The 22,400-nt window shown below is 55.6% G+C and carries 17 protein-coding genes and 3 tRNA genes; 14 read left to right on the top strand and 6 right to left on the bottom strand.

Features of this window, described 5'->3' with window-relative positions:
- The first annotated feature begins 22 nt into the window (after positions 1-22).
- Both ABSG47_RS00550 and ABSG47_RS00545 read left to right on the top strand, forming a co-directional pair.
- Positions 23-1,000: an IS1595 family transposase gene (locus tag ABSG47_RS00550; protein WP_424164976.1), complete on the top strand. Its 978-nt coding sequence runs from the start codon at positions 23-25 to the stop codon at positions 998-1,000.
- Positions 1,001-1,227: 227 nt separating this feature from the next.
- Positions 1,228-1,518 carry a hypothetical protein gene (locus ABSG47_RS00545; protein ID WP_424164973.1) on the top strand — a complete coding sequence of 97 codons (291 nt, stop codon included), beginning with the start codon at positions 1,228-1,230 and terminating at the stop codon, positions 1,516-1,518.
- A gap of 92 nt (positions 1,519-1,610) precedes the next feature.
- Here ABSG47_RS00545 and ABSG47_RS00540 read toward each other — a convergent pair whose 3' ends face one another.
- The 3 genes from ABSG47_RS00540 to ABSG47_RS00530 form a co-directional block, all read right to left on the bottom strand.
- Positions 1,611-2,381: a hypothetical protein gene (locus tag ABSG47_RS00540; RefSeq protein ID WP_424164971.1), complete on the bottom strand. Its 771-nt coding sequence runs from the start codon at positions 2,379-2,381 to the stop codon at positions 1,611-1,613.
- 170 nt (positions 2,382-2,551) lie between these two features.
- Positions 2,552-2,628 (bottom strand) — tRNA-Pro (locus tag ABSG47_RS00535).
- A complete protein-coding gene (locus ABSG47_RS00530; RefSeq protein ID WP_424164968.1) occupies positions 2,619-3,212 on the bottom strand; it encodes a DUF4112 domain-containing protein in 594 nt (197 codons plus the stop codon). Before ABSG47_RS00530 ends, ABSG47_RS00535 begins: the two co-directional genes overlap by 10 nt.
- A 55-nt stretch (positions 3,213-3,267) precedes the next feature.
- Between ABSG47_RS00530 and ABSG47_RS00525 the strand changes: the two genes are divergently transcribed.
- Positions 3,268-3,342: transfer RNA gene (locus ABSG47_RS00525), tRNA-His, on the top strand.
- Positions 3,343-3,494: 152 nt separating this feature from the next.
- Here ABSG47_RS00525 and ABSG47_RS00520 read toward each other — a convergent pair.
- The gene (locus ABSG47_RS00520) at positions 3,495-3,737 is read right to left on the bottom strand and encodes a hypothetical protein (protein ID WP_424164965.1); all 243 of its coding nucleotides are present in this window, start codon (positions 3,735-3,737) and stop codon (positions 3,495-3,497) included.
- A 184-nt stretch (positions 3,738-3,921) separates the two neighbouring features.
- On the opposite strand from ABSG47_RS00520, the gene ABSG47_RS00515 reads away from it, so the two are divergent.
- Together ABSG47_RS00515 and ABSG47_RS00510 are read left to right on the top strand one after the other, a co-directional pair.
- On the top strand, positions 3,922-5,865 hold the full coding sequence (locus tag ABSG47_RS00515) for a glycoside hydrolase family 88 protein (RefSeq protein ID WP_424164962.1): 1,944 nt from the start codon (positions 3,922-3,924) through the stop codon (positions 5,863-5,865).
- 85 nt (positions 5,866-5,950) lie between these two features.
- Positions 5,951-6,418 (top strand): cupin domain-containing protein, encoded by a 468-nt coding sequence (locus ABSG47_RS00510; RefSeq protein ID WP_424164959.1) that lies wholly within the window; start codon positions 5,951-5,953, stop codon positions 6,416-6,418.
- A 7-nt stretch (positions 6,419-6,425) separates the two neighbouring features.
- On the opposite strand, the gene ABSG47_RS00505 is transcribed toward ABSG47_RS00510, so the two are convergent.
- Entirely contained in the window at positions 6,426-7,190 is a 765-nt protein-coding gene (locus ABSG47_RS00505) for an SDR family oxidoreductase (protein ID WP_424164956.1), read from the bottom strand.
- Between the two features lie 90 nt (positions 7,191-7,280).
- Between ABSG47_RS00505 and ABSG47_RS00500 the strand changes: the two genes are divergently transcribed.
- Both ABSG47_RS00500 and ABSG47_RS00495 read left to right on the top strand, forming a co-directional pair.
- The gene (locus tag ABSG47_RS00500) at positions 7,281-7,784 is read left to right on the top strand and encodes a glycosyl hydrolase family 28-related protein (protein ID WP_424164954.1); all 504 of its coding nucleotides are present in this window, start codon (positions 7,281-7,283) and stop codon (positions 7,782-7,784) included.
- The gene (locus ABSG47_RS00495) at positions 7,777-8,643 is read left to right on the top strand and encodes a glycoside hydrolase family 28 protein (RefSeq protein ID WP_424165116.1); all 867 of its coding nucleotides are present in this window, start codon (positions 7,777-7,779) and stop codon (positions 8,641-8,643) included. The genes ABSG47_RS00500 and ABSG47_RS00495 overlap by 8 nt, the downstream gene beginning before the upstream one ends.
- 442 nt (positions 8,644-9,085) lie before the next feature.
- Here ABSG47_RS00495 and ABSG47_RS00490 read toward each other — a convergent pair whose 3' ends face one another.
- Entirely contained in the window at positions 9,086-12,778 is a 3,693-nt protein-coding gene (locus ABSG47_RS00490; protein ID WP_424164951.1) for an outer membrane beta-barrel protein, read from the bottom strand.
- A gap of 122 nt (positions 12,779-12,900) precedes the next feature.
- Here ABSG47_RS00490 and ABSG47_RS00485 point away from each other — a divergent pair, with 122 nt between their 5' ends.
- The 7 genes from ABSG47_RS00485 to ABSG47_RS00455 form a co-directional block, all read left to right on the top strand.
- The gene (locus tag ABSG47_RS00485; protein ID WP_424164948.1) at positions 12,901-13,998 is read left to right on the top strand and encodes a LacI family DNA-binding transcriptional regulator; all 1,098 of its coding nucleotides are present in this window, start codon (positions 12,901-12,903) and stop codon (positions 13,996-13,998) included.
- Complete coding sequence (locus ABSG47_RS00480; RefSeq protein ID WP_424164946.1) at positions 13,998-16,664, top strand: glycoside hydrolase family 2 protein; 2,667 nt, start codon at positions 13,998-14,000, stop codon at positions 16,662-16,664. Before ABSG47_RS00485 ends, ABSG47_RS00480 begins: the two co-directional genes overlap by 1 nt.
- Positions 16,661-17,983, top strand: a complete 1,323-nt coding sequence (locus ABSG47_RS00475) for an APC family permease (RefSeq protein ID WP_424164943.1) — start codon at positions 16,661-16,663, stop codon at positions 17,981-17,983. The genes ABSG47_RS00480 and ABSG47_RS00475 overlap by 4 nt, the downstream gene beginning before the upstream one ends.
- Positions 17,984-18,034: 51 nt before the next feature.
- On the top strand, positions 18,035-19,180 hold the full coding sequence (locus tag ABSG47_RS00470; RefSeq protein ID WP_424164941.1) for a YheT family hydrolase: 1,146 nt from the start codon (positions 18,035-18,037) through the stop codon (positions 19,178-19,180).
- 3 nt (positions 19,181-19,183) lie between these two features.
- A complete protein-coding gene (locus ABSG47_RS00465; protein ID WP_424164938.1) occupies positions 19,184-19,765 on the top strand; it encodes a hypothetical protein in 582 nt (193 codons plus the stop codon).
- 23 nt (positions 19,766-19,788) lie between these two features.
- Positions 19,789-19,865 (top strand) — tRNA-Arg (locus tag ABSG47_RS00460).
- A 970-nt stretch (positions 19,866-20,835) separates the two neighbouring features.
- On the top strand, positions 20,836-22,400 hold a 1,565-nt coding region (locus ABSG47_RS00455), incomplete at its 3' end, for a carboxypeptidase-like regulatory domain-containing protein (protein ID WP_424164935.1).

The raw sequence follows: 22,400 nt of genomic DNA, 5'->3' as shown, positions 1-22,400 counted from the left end.
TCTGTAAACATAAGAGGCGAAAATGGAAGACCTTAAATCACTCACCGCAGCAATCCGATTCTTCGCTGATCCGATGCACTGCATTGATACCGTTGCCCTAATGCGCTGGCCCGATGGCAAACCTGTTTGCCCCTCTTGTGGATGTGACAGGCATTATTGGCTTGCCAAGCAGATGCGCTGGAAGTGCCGTAACGGTAAGTGCAACAAACAGTATTCGGTTAAGGTGGGAACCATCTTCGAAGAGTCCCCCATTAAGCTCGACAAGTGGCTGATAGCCCTCTGGCTGATTGCGAATTGCAAGAATGGCATCTCAAGCTATGAAATTGCCCGGAATGTGGATGTCACTCAAAAATCGGCATGGTTCATGCTGCATCGGATTCGCAAGGCGCTAGCAAATAGCTCTTGGATGAAAATAGGCGGCGAAGGAAACGGGCCTATCGAAGTCGATGAGGCTTTCGTTGGCCCCGACCCTCGCAAGATGCACGCCGACCGCAGACAGGCCAGATACCGTGAGTTGGCACCACGCTCCAAAACTCCGGTGATGGGGATGCTCGACCGCGAAGCGCGTCAAGTTCGCGCAATGGTAATTCCCAACGTCAAACGCGAGACTTTACAGAACGAAATCCTAAACAACATCGAAAAGAAATCAACCGTCTACACTGACAGCGCGACAGGATACGACACTTTAACCCTCAAAGAATTCGTGCATGAAACTGTGAACCATGTAAGCGAGTATGTGCGCGGTGAGATTCACACTCAGGGCATTGAGAACTTCTGGTCCCTACTCAAAAGGGGTCTACGCGGCACCTACGTGGCCGTAGAACCCTTTCATCTGGACCGTTACGTGGGTGAGCAGGTATTCCGCTATAACAACCGCGCCACAAGGGACAATCCGCTTACAGATGCAGACCGTTTCTGCTTGGCTCTATCACAGATTGCCGGGCAACGTCTGACCTACGCCGAGCTAACCGGCAAGGTGTTAAAAACGACGGAATTCTAAGAACGTCCCGAAGTGGTTGAAGAGACAAGGCCGGGGGAAACGATAGGGCGCACTCGCTCTTGTGTTTCTCCCGTCTTCTTTGCCTCTGCTCGTTCGGCGCGGTCCTCCGCAATCTTGGCTCTGACCGTCTCGACCGGAGCCTTAACGACTGCGCGGAGCAGGTTCTCGAAGTTTTGGTGGGCTTGCGAGTTCATGGCATTTATCATAGCGCAGTTGGAGAATAGAACATGAACGAACAAGAACAAAAACAGTTCATTCAGTACCTCATCAAACGCCTAAAAGAAGTCCATCACTTGACCGTAATTTACAGAGTCGCTATTCAGTTTGCCAAAGACTATGGAGTTACAAGCATGGACGATGTTCTAGAATCTGCTCGTGTTTCTCCTGCGACTCAGGCAGAGACGGACAGGTACTTTCAAGGTTTTGACGAACTGCTCGGCACATCTCATCTAGACGATCCTGGGGAAGCGGTTCAAGCATGGCTTCAACAATGGAAGTCAAGCGGAAAGCCAAATTGAGATCCAGTGATTGCACCCGACACTCCTTTATGCCAATACGCGCTTTAGAAAGTTCATGTTTTAACCAAATCCCTCGATGCCAGTCGGGGGTTTTAGCTTGTCGATCGCTTTTTGATACGCGGATGCCTTTCACACATCGTAATCAGGTCTTGCTCTGTGTACTGGCCCCAATCGTTGGGTACGGAAATGAGCATTCTTAAAGACATCCTATGTTTCTCAATCGGCCTTGTTTCGGTTGGGTCATCTTTGCGAACCTTCCGCACTTCATAAGCCAAGAAATCGGCTACCTGCAAGGGAATCACTGGGCGCGGTCCCTCTTGTTCGCAAGCTGATCGGAAGATGGGTGTAAATTTAAGTTCCTCCAACATCAGGTCGCTTAAACCTCCGTGGCCCTTGGTCCCCTGATGAAAAATACACTCCATTGGGACGCCTGGGCGGTTCTTTGCAGCCCAATCATTCGCTGCACCAACAGCAGTAATTCCTGCCAAAGCATACTCGCTCTTGGTGTAGTCCCTCAGTGTATATGCTTCGTTTACTCTTCGATATTCCGCATGCTGGACAATTGAAGCGAAACCATATTGAACATGGGTCTTGAGAATCTGGCAGGCGCGGCGAATAAATGGTTTCCTCTGATCTTCGCACCAGCACTTGAATGCTCCTTTCCATTGGGCGCAATCCTTCATAGTGAAGGATTCGAGTCCATATTCAGACAAGAGACCTTGCCAGTCTTCGGTGAATCCTTCCCACTGTTCTACCGACGCAATCCATCCTGCTACTGCTGTATACCCATGATCCGCGCCACCGGCGTCGTCGAAGTAGCAAGTAAGCAAAGCGAATAATCCTTGTGAGGTGTAGTCTCTCATCCAGAGCGAACGTCCGATGTGTTCCAAAACGAAGGGTACCGCGCCGGAAGCCTTCGAGCATTGTACGGGGGCGGGAATAGCGTAAGAAACCATTCCTATTTAATCGCACAGAATCAATCCCATATTGGTTAGCTATGTATATTTATGCCTTTATAAGTGATTGATTCTAATGGTCGGGGCGGAGAGATTCGAACTCCCGACCCTCTGCTCCCAAAGCAGATGCGCTACCAGACTGCGCTACGCCCCGACGCTGCTATTGATTGTAACGTGAAATACGGCGACAGCGGCGGGATGCAGGCCTTCAAAGAGGAGGGCGAATAACCATGCAACGACGAGGATCGGAATGGCGAAGACGACGCCCAACGCGCAGAGGAGCAGCAAGAGAAAGCACCAGTCGCGCCAGGTATGCATGCGCGGCTCGTGCAGATGACGCTGGAGCAGGAGATAGTTGCGGCGATTGGCCTTCCAGGCAACGTCGAAGATGTCTCCAAAAAGGGGAATGGCGCCGACAAGGACACCAATGGCAATGTTGACAGCCATGCGAAAAAGAGTGACGTAAGGGACTCCACGAATCCATGCGGCGATCGGGATGATGAGTGAGAGCAGGCCGGCTAGAACGTCGCCGAGGCCAGGAATGAGGCCGATGATGCCGTCGATACCGAAGCGGAAATTGGTGCCGGGAATGCGGAAGGCTTCGTCGAGCAGCACTTCAAGCTGACGGAGGGTTTCATCGCGGAAGAGCCAGGCCCCGCGGCCCCATCGACCACTGGCGGGAGGCAAAATTACTGGAGTTTGTAATGGTTCCGGCAGCTTGGATGGGTAGTTCGGCATACAGGTTTCGGGGCCAGTCAAATTGGATTTAATGGTACAATCAAAGGGTTGCATGGCGGCTATAGTTCAGCGGCAGAACGCCTGACTGTGGCTCAGGATGTCGTGGGTTCGATCCCCACTAGCCGCCCCAATTGACACTTCATATATTCAATTATCGAGCGTTTTTCATACCTTTCAGTTGTGCCTTTCCATCGTGCGATTCATGCCAATCTATTGCAAACCGTTTGGCCGGAATTGAGACAGGCTCAAAGCTCTGGCTCTCTGCAGGAATCGAACTCACTGTCATGGCTTAATGGGCTTTTTGGAATGCTCCTCAGGCTGGTCCGCCACGTGCGACTCCGTGCTCGCAACGATTGTGGCATGGCCGCCTTCGTGGTCGGGGGCATGGTCTGGCGGGCATTTGTCGCTCTCACTGAGGGCGTTGCCTCGGTCGCGCGGCACGGCCGCGGCGACGCTTCCCATTGGTTCATCGTGCGCGGCTGTCTGTTCGGCTTCATCTTCAAGCTTTTTCTTTGCGTCTGTCATGATTTGCTCCCTTTGCGTCTTTTCCTTCTACGCTTTCTTGGATGCAGGTTTTCTCTTCGATGTCTTCTTGGTCGCTTTGCCGCTTTTTCCTGGCAGAAATGCTGAATGCCCAATTGGTCTAACCATAGCGCTTCAAATTATGATGGCTGAGCATCTGAAAGCCCGACCAACATAGACTCCTGCAATGCTGCCATTTCGTCGCTTCTATCCGCGCTCAATCACCCTGCTGCTTTGCATCGTATTCTGCTGCGCTGCTGTTGCTCAGCAGATCCCCATCTCACAGCGCATGGCCAACGCAACGATAACTCGCTGGCCTCAGGGCCGCTTTACGGTGCCGGATGAAAAGTGGAAGTGGAACTATGAACTGGCCACGCTGCTGAATGGCATGAACGCGGTCTGGTACTCGACCGCTGATGGCAGCTATTTCCGATACATCAAAGAATCCGTTGACACTCTGGTTTCGCCCGATGGCTCCATTCCAACCTATGATCCGGCCGCGAGCACGCTGGACAATATCGCGCTGGGCCGCGAGTTGCTGCTTCTTTATCGCGTGACCAGAGATGCCCGTTACTACAAGGCCGCGACTTTGCTGCGTGGGCAGCTTTCTACGCAACCACGTGCTGCATCCGGAGGCTTCTGGCACAAGCAGATTTACCCGGATCAGATGTGGCTAGATGGCCTTTACATGGCTGAGCCTTTCTATGCCGAATATGCTGAGGTCTTTCAGGAGCCGCAGGACTTTGCCGACATCACGCAACAGTTCACGCTGATGGAAGCACACGCGAGAGACCCGAAAACAGGGTTGCTGTATCACGCGTGGGATGAATCGCGGAAGCAGCCGTGGAGTAACAAAACTACGGGCGCTTCACGCATCTTCTGGGCCCGCGGCATGGGCTGGTACATGATGGCACTGGCAGATGCCCTGCCCTTTTATCCGCAGAATGACCCAGGACGGGCCAGGTTGATCGGCATTCTCAATCGCACAGCCCAGGCCGTAGCGCTGGTGCAGGACGCGCACACCGGGCTCTGGTACCAGGTGCTCGACAAGCCCGGCGAAAAGGGAAATTACTTCGAGTCCTCCGCAGCATGCATGTTTGCTTATGCGCTTGAAAAAGGCGTACGTCTGGGTTATCTGCCAGCACAGTACTCCGCCAACGCAAGCCGCGCCTGGAAGGGTATCCAAGATCATTTTTTCCAGACGGGAACAGATGGTTCGATTACGTTGACCAGCAGCGTGAAAGCAGTCGGGCTCGGCGGCACGCCATACCGTGACGGCAGCTACGATTACTATGTGCATGCGCCCGTGGGCGACAACGATCCCAAAGGCGTTGGTGCATTTCTACTGGCAGCCTCCGAAATGGAGAACTCACCGGATAGACCCAAAGCGCAATTCGATGCGCGCGGCCAGACCGTTGTTGTCGATGCGTGGTTCAACAGCCAGAAGCGAAAAAATGCTGCCGGACAAGATGAATTCTTCCATTACAAATGGGACGACATGAGCGACAGCGGCTACTCGCTGCTTGGCAGCATGTTTGCAAGCCATGGCGCGGCGCTCGGAACGCTTTATAGCGCGCCTACAGCGAAGAATCTTGAGCAGGCGCAATACTATGTGATTGCTTCGCCGGATAATCCTTCGAAAAATCCGAACCCGCACTACGCACAGCCCGAGGACGGCGAAGAAATTGCTAAATGGGTCAAGCAGGGCGGCGTTCTTGTGCTGCTTGAAAATGATCCCCCAAACGCCGACATTGAGCATTTCAACAATATCGCTGATCGGTTCGGCATTCACTTCAATACTGTCCTGAGTCATCACGTCGTGGGGGATGACTATGCTCCGGGCCTGATTGCGGTGCAGCCCGATGGTGCGCTATTTCATGGCGCGCACACGCTCTATATGAAGGACACGTGCACGATTACGGTCTCCGCGGCGGCTCGCTCTCTGCTTACGGATCGCGGAACTATCGTTATTGCCACCACGAAATATGGAAAGGGCACAGTGTTTGCCGTTGTCGATCCCTGGATTTACAACGAATACACCGATGGGCGCAAACGTGCCCCTATTGATGACAACTTTGCCGCGGGCCAGGAAGTAGTGCGCTGGCTGATCGAGCAGCAGAAGCAGCAATAAAGGCCGTTCTGGCGCATCGGCGGCGAAAACACCGATATGAATTCAGCTCCGCTGAAAATTCTTTGCTGAATTGAAAGGTATCTGCATGAAACTCATTCCGGCTTTTATTTGGTCCATAGCGATTGCTGCTCCAGTGCTCGCGCAATCGGCATCCGGCGCTCAGGTTTACGCTGGTAAAGATGTCGCGGCGCAGCTTGAGGCGCTTATTGCGCCGGCCAAAGCCTCCGGCAGCAGTGGCGCTACGCTTGGCGATTTCCAATCGCACGCCATCAAGCTATCCGTCCGTGCCAGTAGCGGCGGAGCCGAGATACACGCGCATTTCGACGACATTTTTTTTGTCACCGATGGCAGCGCCACGCTGGTCACCGGAGGGCAGGTGCAGCACGCACAAACAGCGCCGGATGGTGAAACAAAGGGAAGCGGAATTGATGGCGGAACGCGCCAGGTTATCCGCAAAGGCGATGTCGTGCATATTCCTGCCGGCACGCCGCATCAATTGATTCTTGCACCGGGAGAGACATACAGCAGCATTGTGATCAAAGTGAAGGAATAGCGTGCTCCTATCGCGCCATCCATCCGCCATCGACTACCAGGACTTCGCCAGTCACATAGTTGCTTGCTGCCGAGGCGAGAAAGACAGCGGCACCGGCCAGGTCCTGGGGATCACCCCATCGCCCCGCCGGAATCCGCTCCAGAATTTGCCGGTTTCGCGTTTCATCCTGTTGCAGTTGAGCAGTGTTCCCCGTGCGAAAGTAACCGGGAGCGATTGCATTTACCTGCACATTGCGCGCGGCCCATTCGTTCGCAAGGGCCTTGGTCAGTTGCGCCACGCCTCCCTTGGAGGCGGCATAGGCCGGCACACGGATGCCGCCCTGAAACGCCAACAGAGACGCGATGTTGATGATCTTGCCGCGCTCGCGCTCGAGCATTGCGCACCCTGCAAGCTGGCTCAGCCGGAAGACACTGGTCAGATTTACCTGCACCACTTTCATCCATGCTTCCATGTCGAAATTCTCCGCTGCATCCCGGTAGATCATTCCGGCATTGTTGACCAGAATCTCGGGAGTACCCATGCTTGCCGTAACCGCGGCATAGAGCGTGTCCGCTCCGTCCGTGGCGCTGAGGTCTGCGGCAAAGCTTTCCGCCGTGCGTCCGAGCGAGCGGACGAGCTCTGCCGTATCGTGGGCTGCGCGCCGATTGCCATGGCACGCCACATTCGCTCCCGCCTCTGCCAGAGCCACTGCAATCGCCGCACCCAGCCCACTTGCTGCTCCCGTCACCAGCGCCACTTTTCCATCCAGCCGAAACTTATCCAGAACTCCCATTGCAACTCCCGCTTGCTGATTTCAGAAACACCAGTGTATTGCGTACGGAGGGCGGCGCGTCTCATACGCGCGTAGCCTATGAGGAAAACCATGCAGTCAAGCCGTCGCCGATTTCTCGTAACCAGCGCTGAAGTCGCAGGGCTTCCATTGGTCTTAATGCCCAACACCCTCGCCGCTGCCGGCGAACCACCCGCCGGCACCACTTCCGTAAAGCTCAATGTCCGTGATTTTGGCGCAACGGGAGATAGCGTAACCAAAGACACGCTCGCCTTTCAACAGGCCATTGACCGGGCCAACGCATTCGGTGGGGCAGAGATTTTTGTCCCGCAGGGCGACTATCTCATAGGCAGCATCGTATTGCACTCCAATGTGCATCTCCATCTTGACGCCGGCGCATCGCTCCTCGGATCGCCTGAACTCGCCGATTACCCGCTCATGCAGGTCCGCTGGGAAGGACGCTGGGTTAAAGGGCACAGCGCGCTTATCACCGCTACCGACGCGCGAAACATGGGCATCTCCGGCACGGGTCGCATCGTCGGAAACCCCACCATTCCGGGCCGCCTTAACAAGCAGACAGGCCTCTGCCCTGCTTGAGTTCACCAACTGCACCACGATTCAGATCGTCGATTGCATTACCGAGCAAAACGAGATGTGGTCCATTCATCCGGTCTGCTGCGACACAGTCTCCTTCCGCAACGTCACCGTGCGCGGAGGAGCCGACGGCATCGACATTGACTCCTGCAAAGGTGTCGTCATCGATGGCTGCAAATTCTCAACCGGAGACGATTGCATCTCACTCAAATCTGGCCGTGGTGCTGAAGGTTACGCGCTTGCTCGTCTTACTGAAGATGTGCGTATCACTGACTGTATCTTCGCGGATACCAACTGGGCTTGCATCGGCATCGGCAGCGAAACCTCCGGCGGCATCCGCAATGTCCACATTGAGCAGTGCCAGTGTACCCTGGCCCACACGTTTGCAATCTACATCAAAACTCGCCTTGGCCGCGGCTCATTTATTGAAGACATCTTCGTCAACGATCTTGATGTCAGCGGCGCGCAGCAGGGTTTTCTCCGCATTAATCTTCTGGATAGCGGAAAGCAGGATGAGTTCCCTGTCCCCGGAGATAAAGGCATTCCCGCCGCTCGCGGATTCCATTTCAGCAACATCCGCGTCAACAAGGTTCCGACCCTCGTCCAGGCCACAAGCACTGTGCCTTCCGTGCCGATTCAGGGTTTCACTCTCGCAAACATTACCGGTACGTGCGGCAAGGGCATTTTTCTCGCAAATATTCGGCGCGCAGACCTGAGTGAGATTCATGTAAGTGGCTTTAGCGGCCCGCTGCTCAGCGCGGTGAACGTAACGGGCAAGGGGCTCGACGATGCCACGCCGCTTGAAGCCACTCCAGCGCCTGCGCCCATTCCACCGCCTGCTATGCCCTACCAGTTGCAGTGACTTTTGTAACGGACACACCATGCCAATATCCCGATTTGTTCCCGCACTCCTTCGCCGCTTTACTTTGATTTGCGCCTGCACGGGCATCGCCTTCGCGCAAGTACCCGCTGCGCATGCTCCCAGCCAGGGCCGTATTGAACTTGTCCAGTCTTTCAACGCTCTGGCAGACAAATATGTCGCTGCTCGTCAGACAACAGTCTCATCGATCACTACGCGACAAGCTGCCGAGGCTCGCCAGGCAGATGTTCACAAAAAGATACTTACGCTTCTGAATGGCTTGCCGGAACGAACTCCGCTCAACGCGCATAGTGCAGGCATTATCTCTGGGAGCACGCGCCTCAGTTCAATCGCCCATGCAAGGTACGGAGGACCTAAGCCAGGACCCTACTCCTCTACGCGAGCTTCCAAACTGACGTTTTTCAGATACCTATCTGTCCTGAGATTAGAACGTAAAGCGCGAACCGAACTGGAACTGGCGAGGCGAGTTAACGGTGGAAGTAATCTGGCCGAAGAGTTGAGCCACTGGGTTGACTGTCTCGCCTGGCGGTGGTGGAGCTAGTGTTTGAGTCATGCCAGGAACGTTAGGCATACCAAACTGCGCGCGATTGGCGATGTTATACGACGATGCTTCGATGCGGACCGACCGGGTCTCCCCAAGGCTGAACACCTTGTAAATAGAGAGATCGAGATTTTTGGCGCCCATGGTGCGTACACCGTCAAGATAGGCAGGCGCGGTGCCAGCTATGTATGGCGATGGAATAGTAAAGCAGTTGTAGTTGAACCAGGTGGCCAGGGTGTGCGGCGCGCCAGCGGCAGGATTGCAGCTCAGATCTGGACGCTGGTTGAAGTAGGCGTTGGCGGCACCGACGACCGGCGAAGCGATAGGAATGCCTGTGCTCCAGTAGTAGATACCGTTGAGGGTCCAGCCCCCGAATACAGCATTGCTTGCGCGGTTAAGAGCGACGGCACGATCCCTGCCAAACGGCAGATCGTAGGAAGCTTCGCCGGTGAACTGGCGCTTCACATCCTGCGGGCTGACGGAGTGCTCAAACGAGAGGTTACGAGTATCCTGCGCAGCGCCGAGGTGCGAGCCAACGAACCCGAGTGGTGGATTGCCGTCGTCCGTCATGAGCTTGGCCCAGGTGAAACTGCTGAGCATCGTGAAGTGCTTGGTAAGACGCTTCTGCAGCTTGGTCTGCAGCGAACTGTATTCAGAATCCCCACCAGGATAGCCGTGAATGTTCACGCCATTGCCGGAGCCATAACTGCCATTGCCGAACTGCGGGAAGGGTTGCAGGGCGATGAAGAGCGGAACGGTCGCCGAGCCATAGTAAGTGTTCGTCGGGTCTTGAATGGACGCCCACTGATTGGGGACGAATGTATTTTGCAGAGCGGACTGATATTTGCCAATGGTGGCAAGATCGAGTTCGTTGACGTCCACGACGCCAAACGGCAGAAAGAGCCCACGGCTGCCTACATACGCCGCGCTGAATACGATGGCGTGCGAAAGTTCAATCTGGTAGCCGAAGTTGAAGTTGTATGTAGTGGGCGTGCGCTGAGAGTGCAGCATGGCGTTGAGCGTGGTGCCAAGGTTATTGGCGTAGCCGGTGGGATGCGCAATTGGCTGCACAACTCCATTGGGAAATGGGTTATTGAGCGGATTAAGAATAACGGTGTTGCCCTGGAGACCGCAGAGATTTGGGTTGGAATTGCAATCGTAGTTGATCGTGTTAGGGTCGTTGTTCCATTGCGTGGCATTCCATGTGGTGCTGGTGGAATAACCATCGCTATCGAGATTGGCGTTGCCGACCATCTGCACGCTGGGACCGTAGTAAATGCCTGCGCCGCCGTTGAAGACAACGTGCTTGGTAGGCTGCCAGGAGAAGCCGAGACGCGGGCCCAAGTCCGTGAGGTTGGTGGTGAAGGGCGAGCGATTGCCATTCGATGCGTAGACTTCCGCGCCGGTGTAATTCACACCACCCGCAGTCGCATTGATTGCGGAATCAAAGTATTCGAGCCGATTGTGGCGTTCGGTCTTGCCACCGAAGATATCCCAGCGAAGCCCGGCGGTAATGGTGAAGGATTTTGTAGGATGCCAGGTGTCTTCTACGAACGCCGCATAGTAGGGGCTTGCTTCAGCGGCAAAGAGGTCCTTGGTAAAGCTCGGATAACCGTTCGATTCAGTTCCGGGCGTTGTGCCCTGCCCCAAGAGAAACGATGCGAAGTCACTGCCGCCAACGGCGGTGTTGGTGGTCTGGTCAGTGGCGGAAATATCAAAAGCGTAAGCACCGGAGGGAGCCGGAGGCTGGCCAATATTCATAAAGCGCTTCATGTATTCGAAGCCCGCAGAAAGTTCGTGCTTGCCGAAGGTTTTGGTGAGCGCGGCGCTCGCATCCGAGTTTTCGCTGGCGAACTGGAAGGTGTTGAAATCCGCAGTTCCACCGACGCCGTCGATACCATTGTTCGCAAACGCATCGTTGAATAAAGCAAAGGGTAGTAACTTGTCGACCTCCTGAGCCGCAAGCGAGGATGGAAAGCCGAGCGTAGTGATGTCGAAGCCGTTCTGCCGCGGATCGCCGCCCTGATCCTCAAAATGACGGGTAAAGGAGTAACGCAGATTCAGCGCCATGGTTGGGCTCAGCGTCAGATCGTCGGCAATAAGAATGTTGCGCGCGTTGGTAACGTTCTGCGCATAGTAAAGATCCCACATGTTGTCAAAGGCGTTAAAAGTAGCCTGAGTATGTTGATCGAAGGAGAAGCGTCCGAAGATACGCTGATTCTCGCTCTGGACCCAGTCGATGCGGACATCGAATTTTTGCGCGGTGGAGGGATCGAGACCCGGCAAAAAGAAGTTTGGAGAAAGGTCATCTGATTGTGAATCGCAGGCAACGCCGTTCACATTGCTCATGTTGCACTTGGGCATCTGTGCAAGGAACTGCGTAGCAGTGGCGTTCGGTGTGGCGATGGTGTTGTTGGTTACTTGCTGACGCGTACCCGCCAGCGGACCAGAAGCAATATCGGGCTGCGTAGGGTCGTAAATCGTAAAAGGATCGGCTGAGAAGTCGCCGCCACGCTCTGCAGTGGTAGGAACGACAAAGCGGTTGGAGGCATCATATTGCTCCTGCTGCGTGGCCTCATAGTCGCCAAAGAAGAACAGCTTCTTATGCCAGAGCGGCCCGCCGATGGACCCGCCCTCCTGATACCGATGGAATTCCGGCGGGGTATTAGGCGTGCCTGCCTCAATCTGGCTCTGCTTGTTGAAGTACTCGTTTGCGGCGAGAACACTGGGACGGAAGACGCCGAAGGCAGAGCCGTGGAATTTTTCTGTGCCGGATTTGCTGGCCACACTGATGACGCCGGCTGCACCGCTTTGATAGGAGGCCGGAGTATTCTGCGTCTCCACGCGAACTTCATCAACGGCATCTTCGGGAATATCTGTAGATGGAAGTATGGTGGCTGCGTTATTTTCAGCCACGCCGATGGGGCTGCCATCCACCATGTAATAGACCGATCCTACGATCGCGCCATTGATCGTGTAGGAGGAAACGTCGATGTTCGGGCGTCCGGAAGAGATGTTATTGATGGCATAAGAGCTGGAGGAGTTCGGCGTGCCGTTGGCGGGAGTGACACCGGCGCTGAGCTGAATAAGGTCGTAAACATTGCGTGTCAGCAATGGCACACGATCGATAGTCTCGGCGTTGATGAGCTGGCCAACCGTGGAGTTGCTGGTGTCGACAAGCTCTGGAGCCTCCGTAACCGTGACCACCTGGGCGACAGAGCCTACCTTCAGCGAAAGATTGATGGTAGTTGTCTGGTCGAGAGTTACAACGACATTCTTTTGAAGCAGGGTGTCAAATCCCTGGGCGCTCACAGAGATTTCATATCGGCTGGGAGAGAGCGAAATAAAGGAATATAGCCCTGATGCGGTTGACTTGGTAACAAGCTGTGAACCTGTTGCGGTATCTTTCGCGGTCACTGAAGCGCCGGGGATGATGGCGCCGGTGGAATCCGTAACAAGACCGCTGATGGCTCCTCGGCCAGCCTGCGCCAAAAGGAGGCGCGAAGAGACGAGTAACAGGATCAGGCAACATAATTTGCTCAGGAAAAACATCCTTCCAAATTTTTCAATTCTCATCTCGGGCCTCCGGGATTATATTGATTGAAACGTTTGAATCAGCGTTTAGCGAACTATATGTCCGATTTGCTAAGGTGTCAATAAAGAAAATTCCAAGCCGAAGAGATCGGTGGGCAGGAGGTATGCGGGTGGGCCAGCGAAAGTCAGGACACGTGACACTACTCGACATCGCGCGCGCTAGCGACTTCTCCGTATCTACTGTGTCGATTGTTCTGAGTGAAGCTCCGCTCTCGCAAAACGTGGCTGAAAAAACGCGCGAACACATCCGCACAATTGCGCGTCAACTCGGCTATCACCCGGATGCGTACGCGCGAAGCCTGCGGCGGCGCAGCACAATGACGATCGGCGTCCTGGCGTTCGATCTTTCAGATCCCTTCTGCGTACCGCTCATGCGCGGTATTCAGGAAGGCGCGCACAAAGCAGGCTACATGCTGCTGGTCATGGATGCGCAGACGCAGCGCAAGCTCTTCGATAACTACCTGCATACTCTGCTGGAACGGCGCGCCGAGGGCGTGATCGTATTGGCGAGCTGGGTATTTGAAGAAAACAATCTTCTGGGAGATATTCGCAAGAACAATGTGCCCATTGCGATTGTTGGCCGCGACCTGACCTCACGCGAGATCAACTCAATTCTCGTGGACAATGAGGTGGGCGGGGCGCTGGCGGCACGGCATCTATATGATCTCGGCCACAGGCGAATCGCTGTGATTCGCGGGCCGGAAGAGATGTGTGACAGCGAGCCGCGATGGGCAGGCATTCAACGCGTTGTCGCAGAGACCGGGATGAAGTTGGATCAGAGCCTGGTCTTTCAGCTTCCAGGAGTGGTTGGGCCTGCTTCCGGCTTTGAGGGCGGTCTGCGCTTTGCGCGTGAGATGCTGAAGTCGCGCAAACAATTTACCGCGGTGCTTGCATTCGATGACCTCACGGCGCTGGGCGTAGTACGCGGGCTTTCCGAGGGTGGAGTGCGAGTACCGCAGGATTATTCCGTCACAGGATTTGACGATGTGCTGCCGGCGGAAGTGGCAACGCCTGCAATCACAACCATTCGACAACCTCTGCGCGAGATGGGAATCGAAGCGGCTGAACGCGTGCTGCAGGCAATTCAGTCCGGCGCAAACTCGCCGGCCAAGGCAAAACTACACAAGACACAACCAGAGCTGATTGTGCGGACATCAACCGCGCCGCCGGCAAAGCAGAGACGGAAGGAGACTTCGCGGTGATGAAAATGGGATGGGGTTTTGCATTTCTGGCAATACTGACATTGCCTGTGGCTGTGGCTCAGAAAAACTCAACGCCGCTGCACGATGGATGGCGGCTGCAATCGGCATGCACTTTGCATGCGGGCGGAGAGGCCATCTCCGCGCCAGGATTCGCGGTAGAAGATTGGCAGAACGTGCGCGTGCCAAGCACAGTGCTGGCCGCGCAGGTGGCCAATAAGCTTGTGCCCGATCCATTCTTCGGAATGAATCTGAGATCGATCCCGGGCACGACCTATCCCATGGGTCAAAATTTCTCCAATCTCCCGATGCCGAAGGACAGCCCTTACAACTGTGGATGGTGGTATCGCACAGAGTTCGCAGTGCCATCGAGCACGGAGCGCGATAAACGCACGTGGATACACTTCGGCGGAATCAATTATCGCGGCGAAGTGTGGGTAAATGGCCGCAAAGTTGCCGATGGAACAACCATCGCTGGCGCATATCGCACTTATGACCTGGATGTAACGGATTATGTGAAGCCAGGCGCGCAGAACGTGCTGGCAGTGGAGACGTTTGCGCCGACAGAAAAGGATCTCGGCATCAACTGGGTGGATTGGAACCCTTGTCCTCCGGATAAAGATATGGGCCTGCAGGGAGAGGTGATCCTCGGTTCATCCGGCCCGGTTACGCTGCGCTCGCCAATGGCCGTGACGCATTTTCAAGACGAAAGCCTGAAGGTGGCAGAGCTGACGGTTTACGCCGAGCTGCACAATGCGGCCGACCATCCAGTAAAGGTCACAGTCACGGGCTCGGCAGCGGGCGTGCATTTTGAACAGCCGGTAGAATTGGCTGCCCATGAAGACAAGACGGTCGTATTTACGCCAGAGAAATTTACGCAATTGAAGATTCATAATGCCACGCCGTGGTGGCCGGCACAGATGGGAACGCCGCACCTCGAACAGCTTTCCATGAGTGTCAATGTCGGCGGCGCAAAGTCCGATGAGCGCAGCGTGGACTTCGGATTCCGCGAGATCACCTCCGAGCTAACTTCAAATGGCTCGCGGCTCTTTCGCGTCAACGGCAAGCCCATTCTGATTCGCGGCGCGGGCTGGAGCCAGGATATGTTGCTGCGCACAGATGAGCGCAGGCTGAAGGATCAGTTCCAGCTCGTGCGCGAGATGCACCTGAACACAATTCGCCTCGAAGGCAAGCTGGAAACGGAGGACTTCTTTCACCTGGCCGATGAGCAGGGAATCCTGGTGATGTTGGGCTGGTGCTGCTGCGATCATTGGGAGCGCTGGAATACCTGGACGCCGGAAGATCTGATCATCGCCACAGCTTCCTTGCGCTCGCAGATGCTGCGGTTGCGCCATCACGCAAGCCTGCTGGTATGGCTCAACGGCAGCGATAATCCTCCGCCCGCAAATGTGGAGAAAGCATACCTGGATGTTGAAGTGGAGACGCATTGGCCGAATCCAACGCTGTCTTCCGCGACAGGCGCGCCCACGGTGAACGCGGGCCAGACGGGCGTCAAGATGAGTGGCCCGTATGACTACGTCGCTCCAAGTTACTGGTATGTAGACAAGCAAAATGGTGGAGGATTCGGATTCAACATGGAGACGAGCCCCGGTCCTGCAATTCCCTCTCTTGCCGGTAGAGCGAAGTTCCTGGCCGATCCGGAAGCCTGGCCGCCAAGCGATGCATGGAGCTTTCATAACGGCGGCGGAGAGTTCAAAACTCTTACCGTCTTTAACGAAGCAATGGCCGCAGTATATGCGCCCCCGCACAGTGCCGCAGAGTATGAGCGCGTGGGGCAGACCATGGCATACGACTCAGAGCGCGCCATGTATGAGGCGTACACCCGGAACAAGTACAGCTCAACCGGCGTGATCCAGTGGATGCTCAACAATGCATGGCCGTCGATGATCTGGCATCTATACGACTACTATCTCGATGCAGACGCAGGATACTTTGCGGTACGAAAAGCCTGCGAGCCGCTACATATTCAATACTCGTATGATGATGCGTCCATCGCTGTGGTAAACAGCACGTACCAGCCCGTAGAGGGTCTGCAGGCAAGCCTGACAGTGCATGGAGTGCATTGGAATGAGTTGTACAAGGAAGATGTCACGCTGAACTCCGCTGCGGATAGCGTGCAGCGTGTCTTTTCGATTCCCGATTCGCTGTTTGTGGGACCGGAGCGGTTGCTTTTCGTTGACCTCACACTGAAAGATGCAACAGGACACACAGTCAGTCGTAACTTCTACTGGGTTCCCAGAACACTGACAAGCTTCGACTTTCCTCACACGGACTACACTCACACCCCTGCGCAGCGTCATGAGGATTTAAGCGCGCTGGCAAGCTTGCCGCCGGCGAAGGTGGAAGCCTCTGTCACGGTTGATAAATCAGAGCATGGACGCGTGCTGCACGTGCGCTTGAACAATTCTCCACAGGCACTGGCCTTTCAGGTCCGCGCCGCAGTCACAACAGAAAACGGAGGCCTGATTGCTCCGGTGTACTGGTCCGACAACTGGATCGAGCTTGCGCCTGGCGAAACATCTGAGCTTACCGCGCAGTTGCCGGACGACGCGCCCGATACGCTTTCAGTGCAGGTAGAGGGATGGAATATCGCGCCGGTTAAGCTAACGCCGGAGAAGACTTCTACCACCAGCAAAGGTGGGCGATGACAGCTACGACGCAGGAAACTGGACTAAAGCGCAGCCTGGGCTTCTGGGATCTGGTGCTCTACGGCATCATCCTGATTCAGCCCACGGCGCCCATGCCCAGCTTCGGCGTAATTTACCAGGAAGCGCGCGGGCACGTGGTGACGGCGATTCTGCTGGCGCTGGTGGCCATGCTGTTCACCTCCATCAGCTATGGCCGCATGGCGCGCGCGTATCCGCAAGGCGGCTCAGCATTTTTGTACGTGGGCAAGGAGATTCATCCAAGCCTGGGATACCTCACCGGCTGGTGCCTGGTCATGGACTATGTTTTGAATCCGCTGATCTGCACCATCTGGTGCAGCAAGGCTGCGGGAAACTTTCTTCCCGGCGTGCCGTATTGGGCCCTGGCCATCTTCTTTGCAATTTTCTTCACGCTGCTTAACCTCAATGGAGTGGAGACCTCCGCGCGCATCAATGCAGGCATGGCAGCCGCGCTGGGACTGGTGATTGTGCTGGTGCTGGTTGCGGCAGTGCGATGGCTGATGCATCTTTCGCATCCCGGCACAGCTTTTTTTCTGACGCCGTTTTATGATCCCTCCACATTCAGTACCCACGGGCTGCTGCGCGGAACCTCCATCGCGGTGCTAACCTACATCGGCTTCGATGGCATCTCCACGCTCACCGATGAAGCGAAAGATCCAGCGCGCAGTGTTCCGCGCGCAATCGTGCTCACCTGTCTTGTCACAGGCATTCTTGCCAGCGTTGAAGTCTATGTCGCGCAGCTCGTGTGGCCGCGCGGTCTTGCTTTCCCTGACCTCGATACAGCCTACGTGCATGTCTCCGGCCGAATGGGCGGACCAATTCTCTTTCTCATCGTGAACAGTTCCCTGCTGCTGGCAAACATCGGCTCCGGCATGGCCTCGCAGCTTGGCGCGGCGCGTTTGCTTTACGCCATGGGAAAAGATGGCGCGCTGCCCAAACGCTTCTTCGGCGCAGTCGATCCCAAAAGCCGTATTCCGCGCAACAACGTGCTGCTGATTGGAGCCATCTGCCTGGTAGGAGCATTGATCTTCAGCTATGAGCTCGGCACAGAGCTGCTCAACTACGGCGCACTACTCGCATTCATGGGCGTCAACGTGGCTTCCATGCTGCGTTTATGGCGGCACGGAGGCGGCCGGAAGTGGTTTCCCATGCTGCTCTCACTCGGAGGCTTCGCCACATGCCTTTGCCTCTGGGCAAACCTCGGATGGCTTGCCCTCATCGTAGGCTCGTGCTGGGCCACAGTCGGAATCCTGCTATGGCTAGTGAGGCGCCAATATACAGTGCTGCCGGAAGGAGCGTAGTGCGATTTGTGATAATCTGAGTTAGATAAGTCAAAGAGAATAATAGTGCGAATGTTTCTTGTTCGCACAAGCAGTGCCTCTCTTTCTACTTACTTTTATCGGATGGACACCACAGCCCACTCGCTTCAGCCCGCCGCCTCTGTGATCTCTGAAATCGGCACGCCTCTCGGCACATCCGCTCTTCCAATCGTTGCCAATCCAAAAGCTCCATCCAACTGGCTCAGCACATTCACGCCCCGGCGCGGGCTTACCAACGGACACGCCCAGACAATCGTCGGCGATGTCTATCCCCGCTCAGCCTTCCGGCTCGCTTCGAGCACAGATGAAATCGTGGTGGACCCGCGAGACAACAGCCGCGTACTCTGTCATTGCCATTGGCAGCCCGGCAGCGACACCGGCAGCCGGCTCACTGTCGTACTGGTGCATGGGCTTGAAGGATCGTCTGACTCTCGCTACATCCAGGGCATAGCCACGCGCGCATGGAACGCCGGATGGAACGTAGTGCGCATGAATATGCGCAACTGCGGCGGCACAGATGCGCTGACGCCCACGCTCTACCACTCCGGTCTTTCCGAGGACGTAGGCGCAGTAGTGGAGCATTACACGCGGCTCAAGAATCTTGAGCACGTAGCGCTTATCGGCTACTCCATGGGCGGCAATCTTGCGCTCAAGCTCGCCGGTGAGTGGGGCGCGCGAACGCCTCTCTGCGCAGTAGCCACCGTTTGCCCAGCCATCGATCTGGCAGTCAGCTCTGACGCTCTGCACACGCCTCGCAACCGCTTTTACGAGTGGCACTTTTTGCGGCGGCTTTTGCGGCGTTACAAGACCAAGGCCGCGCTCTTTCCCGATATTTACTCCACAGCCGATCTCGCATCCATTCGTTCGCTGCGGGACTTCGATGACAAGATCGTGGCGCGCTACTGCGACTTTCGCGATTCCAGCGATTACTACTATCGCGCCGCGGCAGCCCGCGTCCTTGACGGCATTGCCGTGCCCACATTGGTGCTGCGCGCGCTGGACGATCCATTCATTCGCCTCACGCAGGAGACGCGCGAAACCCTCCTGGCCAACCGGCAGATCACGCTGGTGGAGACCCCGCACGGTGGGCACTGCGCTTTTCTTTCCACTGGAAAAGGCATGGAAGTGCATTGGGCTGAAGCGGCAGTGATCCGTTACCTTCAGGAAGTTGCCGCCTGAGACATGGAAGCCGACTGGGAGTTTGAGATCGGCCCGGACGCTCCGGTAATCGACGCATCGTGGGAAAGCCTCGTTAATCTGGCCGCGCATCCCGAAAAAGCAACTGAGTTACCGGAAGCTGCGGACTTCCCCCAGTTGGCTGAGGCGCTTATCCGTTTGAACAGGCCGGACGCGATTGTACGGACGTCGAAGTGCGATGTGTGGCCAGTGAATCTTGACGAAGAATCGCTCGATACGGATGAACTGGATGCGCCGCCCGGCATGGCAGAGGCCGCATCGGCCTGCTATATCGATCTAACGGCTCGCGATCCGCAGCGATGGGAGAAGCCAGACACGATCAGGCAGGACTGTGTTGATCTTTGTGCTCAGCTTCGCCTGGTTTCGCTGCGTTGCTGCCGTACGGATCTGGTGATTCGGCGCGCTGTTTTCGCCGGCAAAGTTGCACTGGGCGTGACCGCGTACCTCACGGCCTGCGGCCAGTCGGAAGAAGCCGCCAAAATTGTTCTCGGAGAAGCACTGCATACCTTTGCAGATTCCGTTTTAGCTGTCTGGGCCAACCGAAATTCCAATTCGCCGCTACAATAAAAGAAGCGCAGTAAACGAGTTACGGGCGAGTAGCTCAACTGGACAGAGCACCGGCCTTCTAAGCCGGGGGTTGCAGGTTCGAGCCCTGCCTCGCCTACCACTTAGAATCAATAACTTAGTGGACTTTGACCTCATGGTCGGGGTTTGACTGTGGGGGAATTTGTGGGGATTCCAACTCCATTTCGGAGTTTATGTGCATCTCCACCGCGCGCCGCTTCGCATCGGTTTTCGCGTGCGAATAGCACTCAAGCATTTTCCGGCTCACCCGCCCTGAAAGCAACGTCAGCATCGAGTCAGCCACCTTCGCGGCGCCGAGATTGGACACGTCGAGCTGCGCTGAAGCTGCCCATGCCGTGGCTCGAACGCATGACTCTCTGTTGATTATCGCTTCTACTCAAAACGATCTGAAAAACGAGATTGAGAATGTCAGAATGCTGGTCAGGCATCGTGTTGATGGCCTCATTTCAGGAGATTGGACGCACAGTCGCGATCTCCTGTTTGAACGGATACTCGGGAGTGCGAGCAGTCTTCAAAAGACGCCAGGGAACTTAAAATGCTTGATACTCATCTCATTTTGCGCAGATCTTGCGGGTGCGGAGAAGCGGACTGACCGTGCCCTGTCAAACGCCAATCGTCCTGGCGGAATTCATGCTGGATTCGCCATAATTCCCCGTAAATCGAAAAAAACATTGACAACGGAATAGAGTAGTAGCAAAATAATTCTAAATTTTTGGAATCGTTACCATCAGGCACAAAATTGGTTCCAATGCTGCAAGAAAGACATCGACAACGAGGAAGGGCCACTGAAGAATGTTGCTGTTTTTGGAATCGTTACCAGCGCATATTGGACTCGGTTCCATGCTTGTCGAATGTCCGCGTAGAAACAAAAATATCTCTGCAAAACCCGTTATTCAACGGAACTTACTTGGCGAAAACCAATGCAATTTTTTGGGAGGACTCAGATGCATCACGTTCCAACAGAGCATTCTCTACGGTCTCTGATAGGCCGGATTGGCGGATTTAACGCAAGCCGAGCCCTTGTCCTGTTGTGCTTATTAAGCGCAATCTGTATGAGGCCATCTTATGGACAGGAGTTCCGCGCAACCCTTTCCGGGCGAGTGTCAGACCCAACGGGCGCGGTGGTTGTCAAAGCTACGGTGACTGCTGTCGAGGTAGATTCCAAAACCACCTATACGGCCAAAACAACCAACGATGGCACGTACTACATCCCTTATGTGCTTCCGGGCACCTATACGGTCAGCGTCACGGCCAAGGGATTCAAGACTGCCATCCAGGACAATGTGCGCATGTTCGCGGCGCAGGGATTCGGCCAGAACTTCAAACTGGAAGTGGGCGCAACCACAGACCAGGTAACGGTCACGGACGCTCCTCCGGAGCTTGAAACGACCACCGGGTCCGGCGGTAACCTGATCCAGGAGCGAGAACTGCAGGCAGTCCCGCTCAACGGGCAACAAGTCTTTACATTGATCGGGACCACCCCCGGCAGCCAGTCCTATAACGGCTCGATGGGACCCAACGGAACCGGCACCCGCGGCTCGGATAACAACAACGGATACAGCATTGGCGGTGGCGCGCCCCAGGGCGACGCAGCCCTCGGCTCCTCCAATCAGTTCACCCTCAACGGCGTCAATATCACGCAGCAGACCACCTTCCAGAACCAGGCCGCCGGAGCCTGGAATGTCGCGCCCGATCTCAACACCGTGGGTGAAATCAATGTGATGACCACCAACTACGACGCCCAGTACGGCAGAACTGCCGGCGGCACCATCAACGTCGTCACCAAGGCCGGTACAAACAAGTTCCACGGCGATGTCTCGGAGAACTACGGAGGCGCGCTCATGGAGGCCAATTCCTTTCTGAACAATCTTATTGGCCTTCCTCGCCAGGGGTATGTAGAAAACCAGTACGATGGAACCTTCGGCGGGCCGATTTTCAAGAACAAGCTCTTCTTCTTCTTCGGATTCGAAGGATACAACGAATCGATCAGTGGCGGAGTCTCGATGAACGTGCCGCCGGCCTATCTCCGGCCGGGCTTCAATGGCAATGCGGGCGTGAATTTTGGCCTTGTCTCCGCAATGGATCCCACTCATTTTGGCCCTTCGACGGGCCAACCTTACGGGATTCCGATCTATCAGCCGGGCACGTCAAATTGTCCCGCAGGCGAAGGTACCCCAGCAAATGGTTGCAACAACAACTCCAACGACCTGTATCAAACCCCGTTCCCGAACAACACGATTCCCTCAAGTCAGATAAACGCTACCGCGTTGGCGATTTTGAAGTATATCCCCTTGCCGAATATAGCCGGCGCTACGAACTTCGCGAAGGGCGACAACTACTTTCTGCCTCAGCCGCTCCTCACACACTATTACCAGCCCAGCGTCCGCGTGGACTACAACCTCAGCGACAAGACCAAGCTGTACAGCTATTTCGAATGGCAGACCGGCTCGCAATACCAAAGCAACAATGGCCTGACCGGACTCGCCGCCAACGGAGCAATCAACCAGACCCGTGAGAATTGGGCGGCAGGGCAGGACGTCACCCATACCTTCTCGCCTACATTGCTGCTTGACGCCAAGGTCTCCTTTAGCCGCTTCGTGGAAATAGCGCCGGATGG

It is taken from the genome of Occallatibacter sp. (assembly GCF_049510455.1).
In the GTDB taxonomy this organism is placed as follows: Bacteria; Acidobacteriota; Terriglobia; order Terriglobales; family Acidobacteriaceae; genus Telmatobacter.
This window is presented reverse-complemented; position numbering and strand designations above follow the sequence as displayed.

Coding starts and splice junctions, on each gene's coding strand:
- ABSG47_RS00510 (WP_424164959.1), top strand. CDS start 5,951: ATGAAACTCATTCCGGCTTTTATTTGGTCCATAGCGATTGCTGCTCCA.
- ABSG47_RS00520 (WP_424164965.1), bottom strand. CDS start 3,737: ATGACAGACGCAAAGAAAAAGCTTGAAGATGAAGCCGAACAGACAGCC.
- ABSG47_RS00500 (WP_424164954.1), top strand. CDS start 7,281: ATGCAGTCAAGCCGTCGCCGATTTCTCGTAACCAGCGCTGAAGTCGCA.
- ABSG47_RS00480 (WP_424164946.1), top strand. CDS start 13,998: ATGAAAATGGGATGGGGTTTTGCATTTCTGGCAATACTGACATTGCCT.
- ABSG47_RS00485 (WP_424164948.1), top strand. CDS start 12,901: ATGCGGGTGGGCCAGCGAAAGTCAGGACACGTGACACTACTCGACATC.
- ABSG47_RS00505 (WP_424164956.1), bottom strand. CDS start 7,190: ATGGGAGTTCTGGATAAGTTTCGGCTGGATGGAAAAGTGGCGCTGGTG.
- ABSG47_RS00475 (WP_424164943.1), top strand. CDS start 16,661: ATGACAGCTACGACGCAGGAAACTGGACTAAAGCGCAGCCTGGGCTTC.
- ABSG47_RS00550 (WP_424164976.1), top strand. CDS start 23: ATGGAAGACCTTAAATCACTCACCGCAGCAATCCGATTCTTCGCTGAT.
- ABSG47_RS00515 (WP_424164962.1), top strand. CDS start 3,922: ATGCTGCCATTTCGTCGCTTCTATCCGCGCTCAATCACCCTGCTGCTT.
- ABSG47_RS00545 (WP_424164973.1), top strand. CDS start 1,228: ATGAACGAACAAGAACAAAAACAGTTCATTCAGTACCTCATCAAACGC.
- ABSG47_RS00530 (WP_424164968.1), bottom strand. CDS start 3,212: ATGCCGAACTACCCATCCAAGCTGCCGGAACCATTACAAACTCCAGTA.
- ABSG47_RS00465 (WP_424164938.1), top strand. CDS start 19,184: ATGGAAGCCGACTGGGAGTTTGAGATCGGCCCGGACGCTCCGGTAATC.
- ABSG47_RS00540 (WP_424164971.1), bottom strand. CDS start 2,381: ATGAGAGACTACACCTCACAAGGATTATTCGCTTTGCTTACTTGCTAC.
- ABSG47_RS00470 (WP_424164941.1), top strand. CDS start 18,035: ATGTTTCTTGTTCGCACAAGCAGTGCCTCTCTTTCTACTTACTTTTAT.
- ABSG47_RS00490 (WP_424164951.1), bottom strand. CDS start 12,778: ATGAGAATTGAAAAATTTGGAAGGATGTTTTTCCTGAGCAAATTATGT.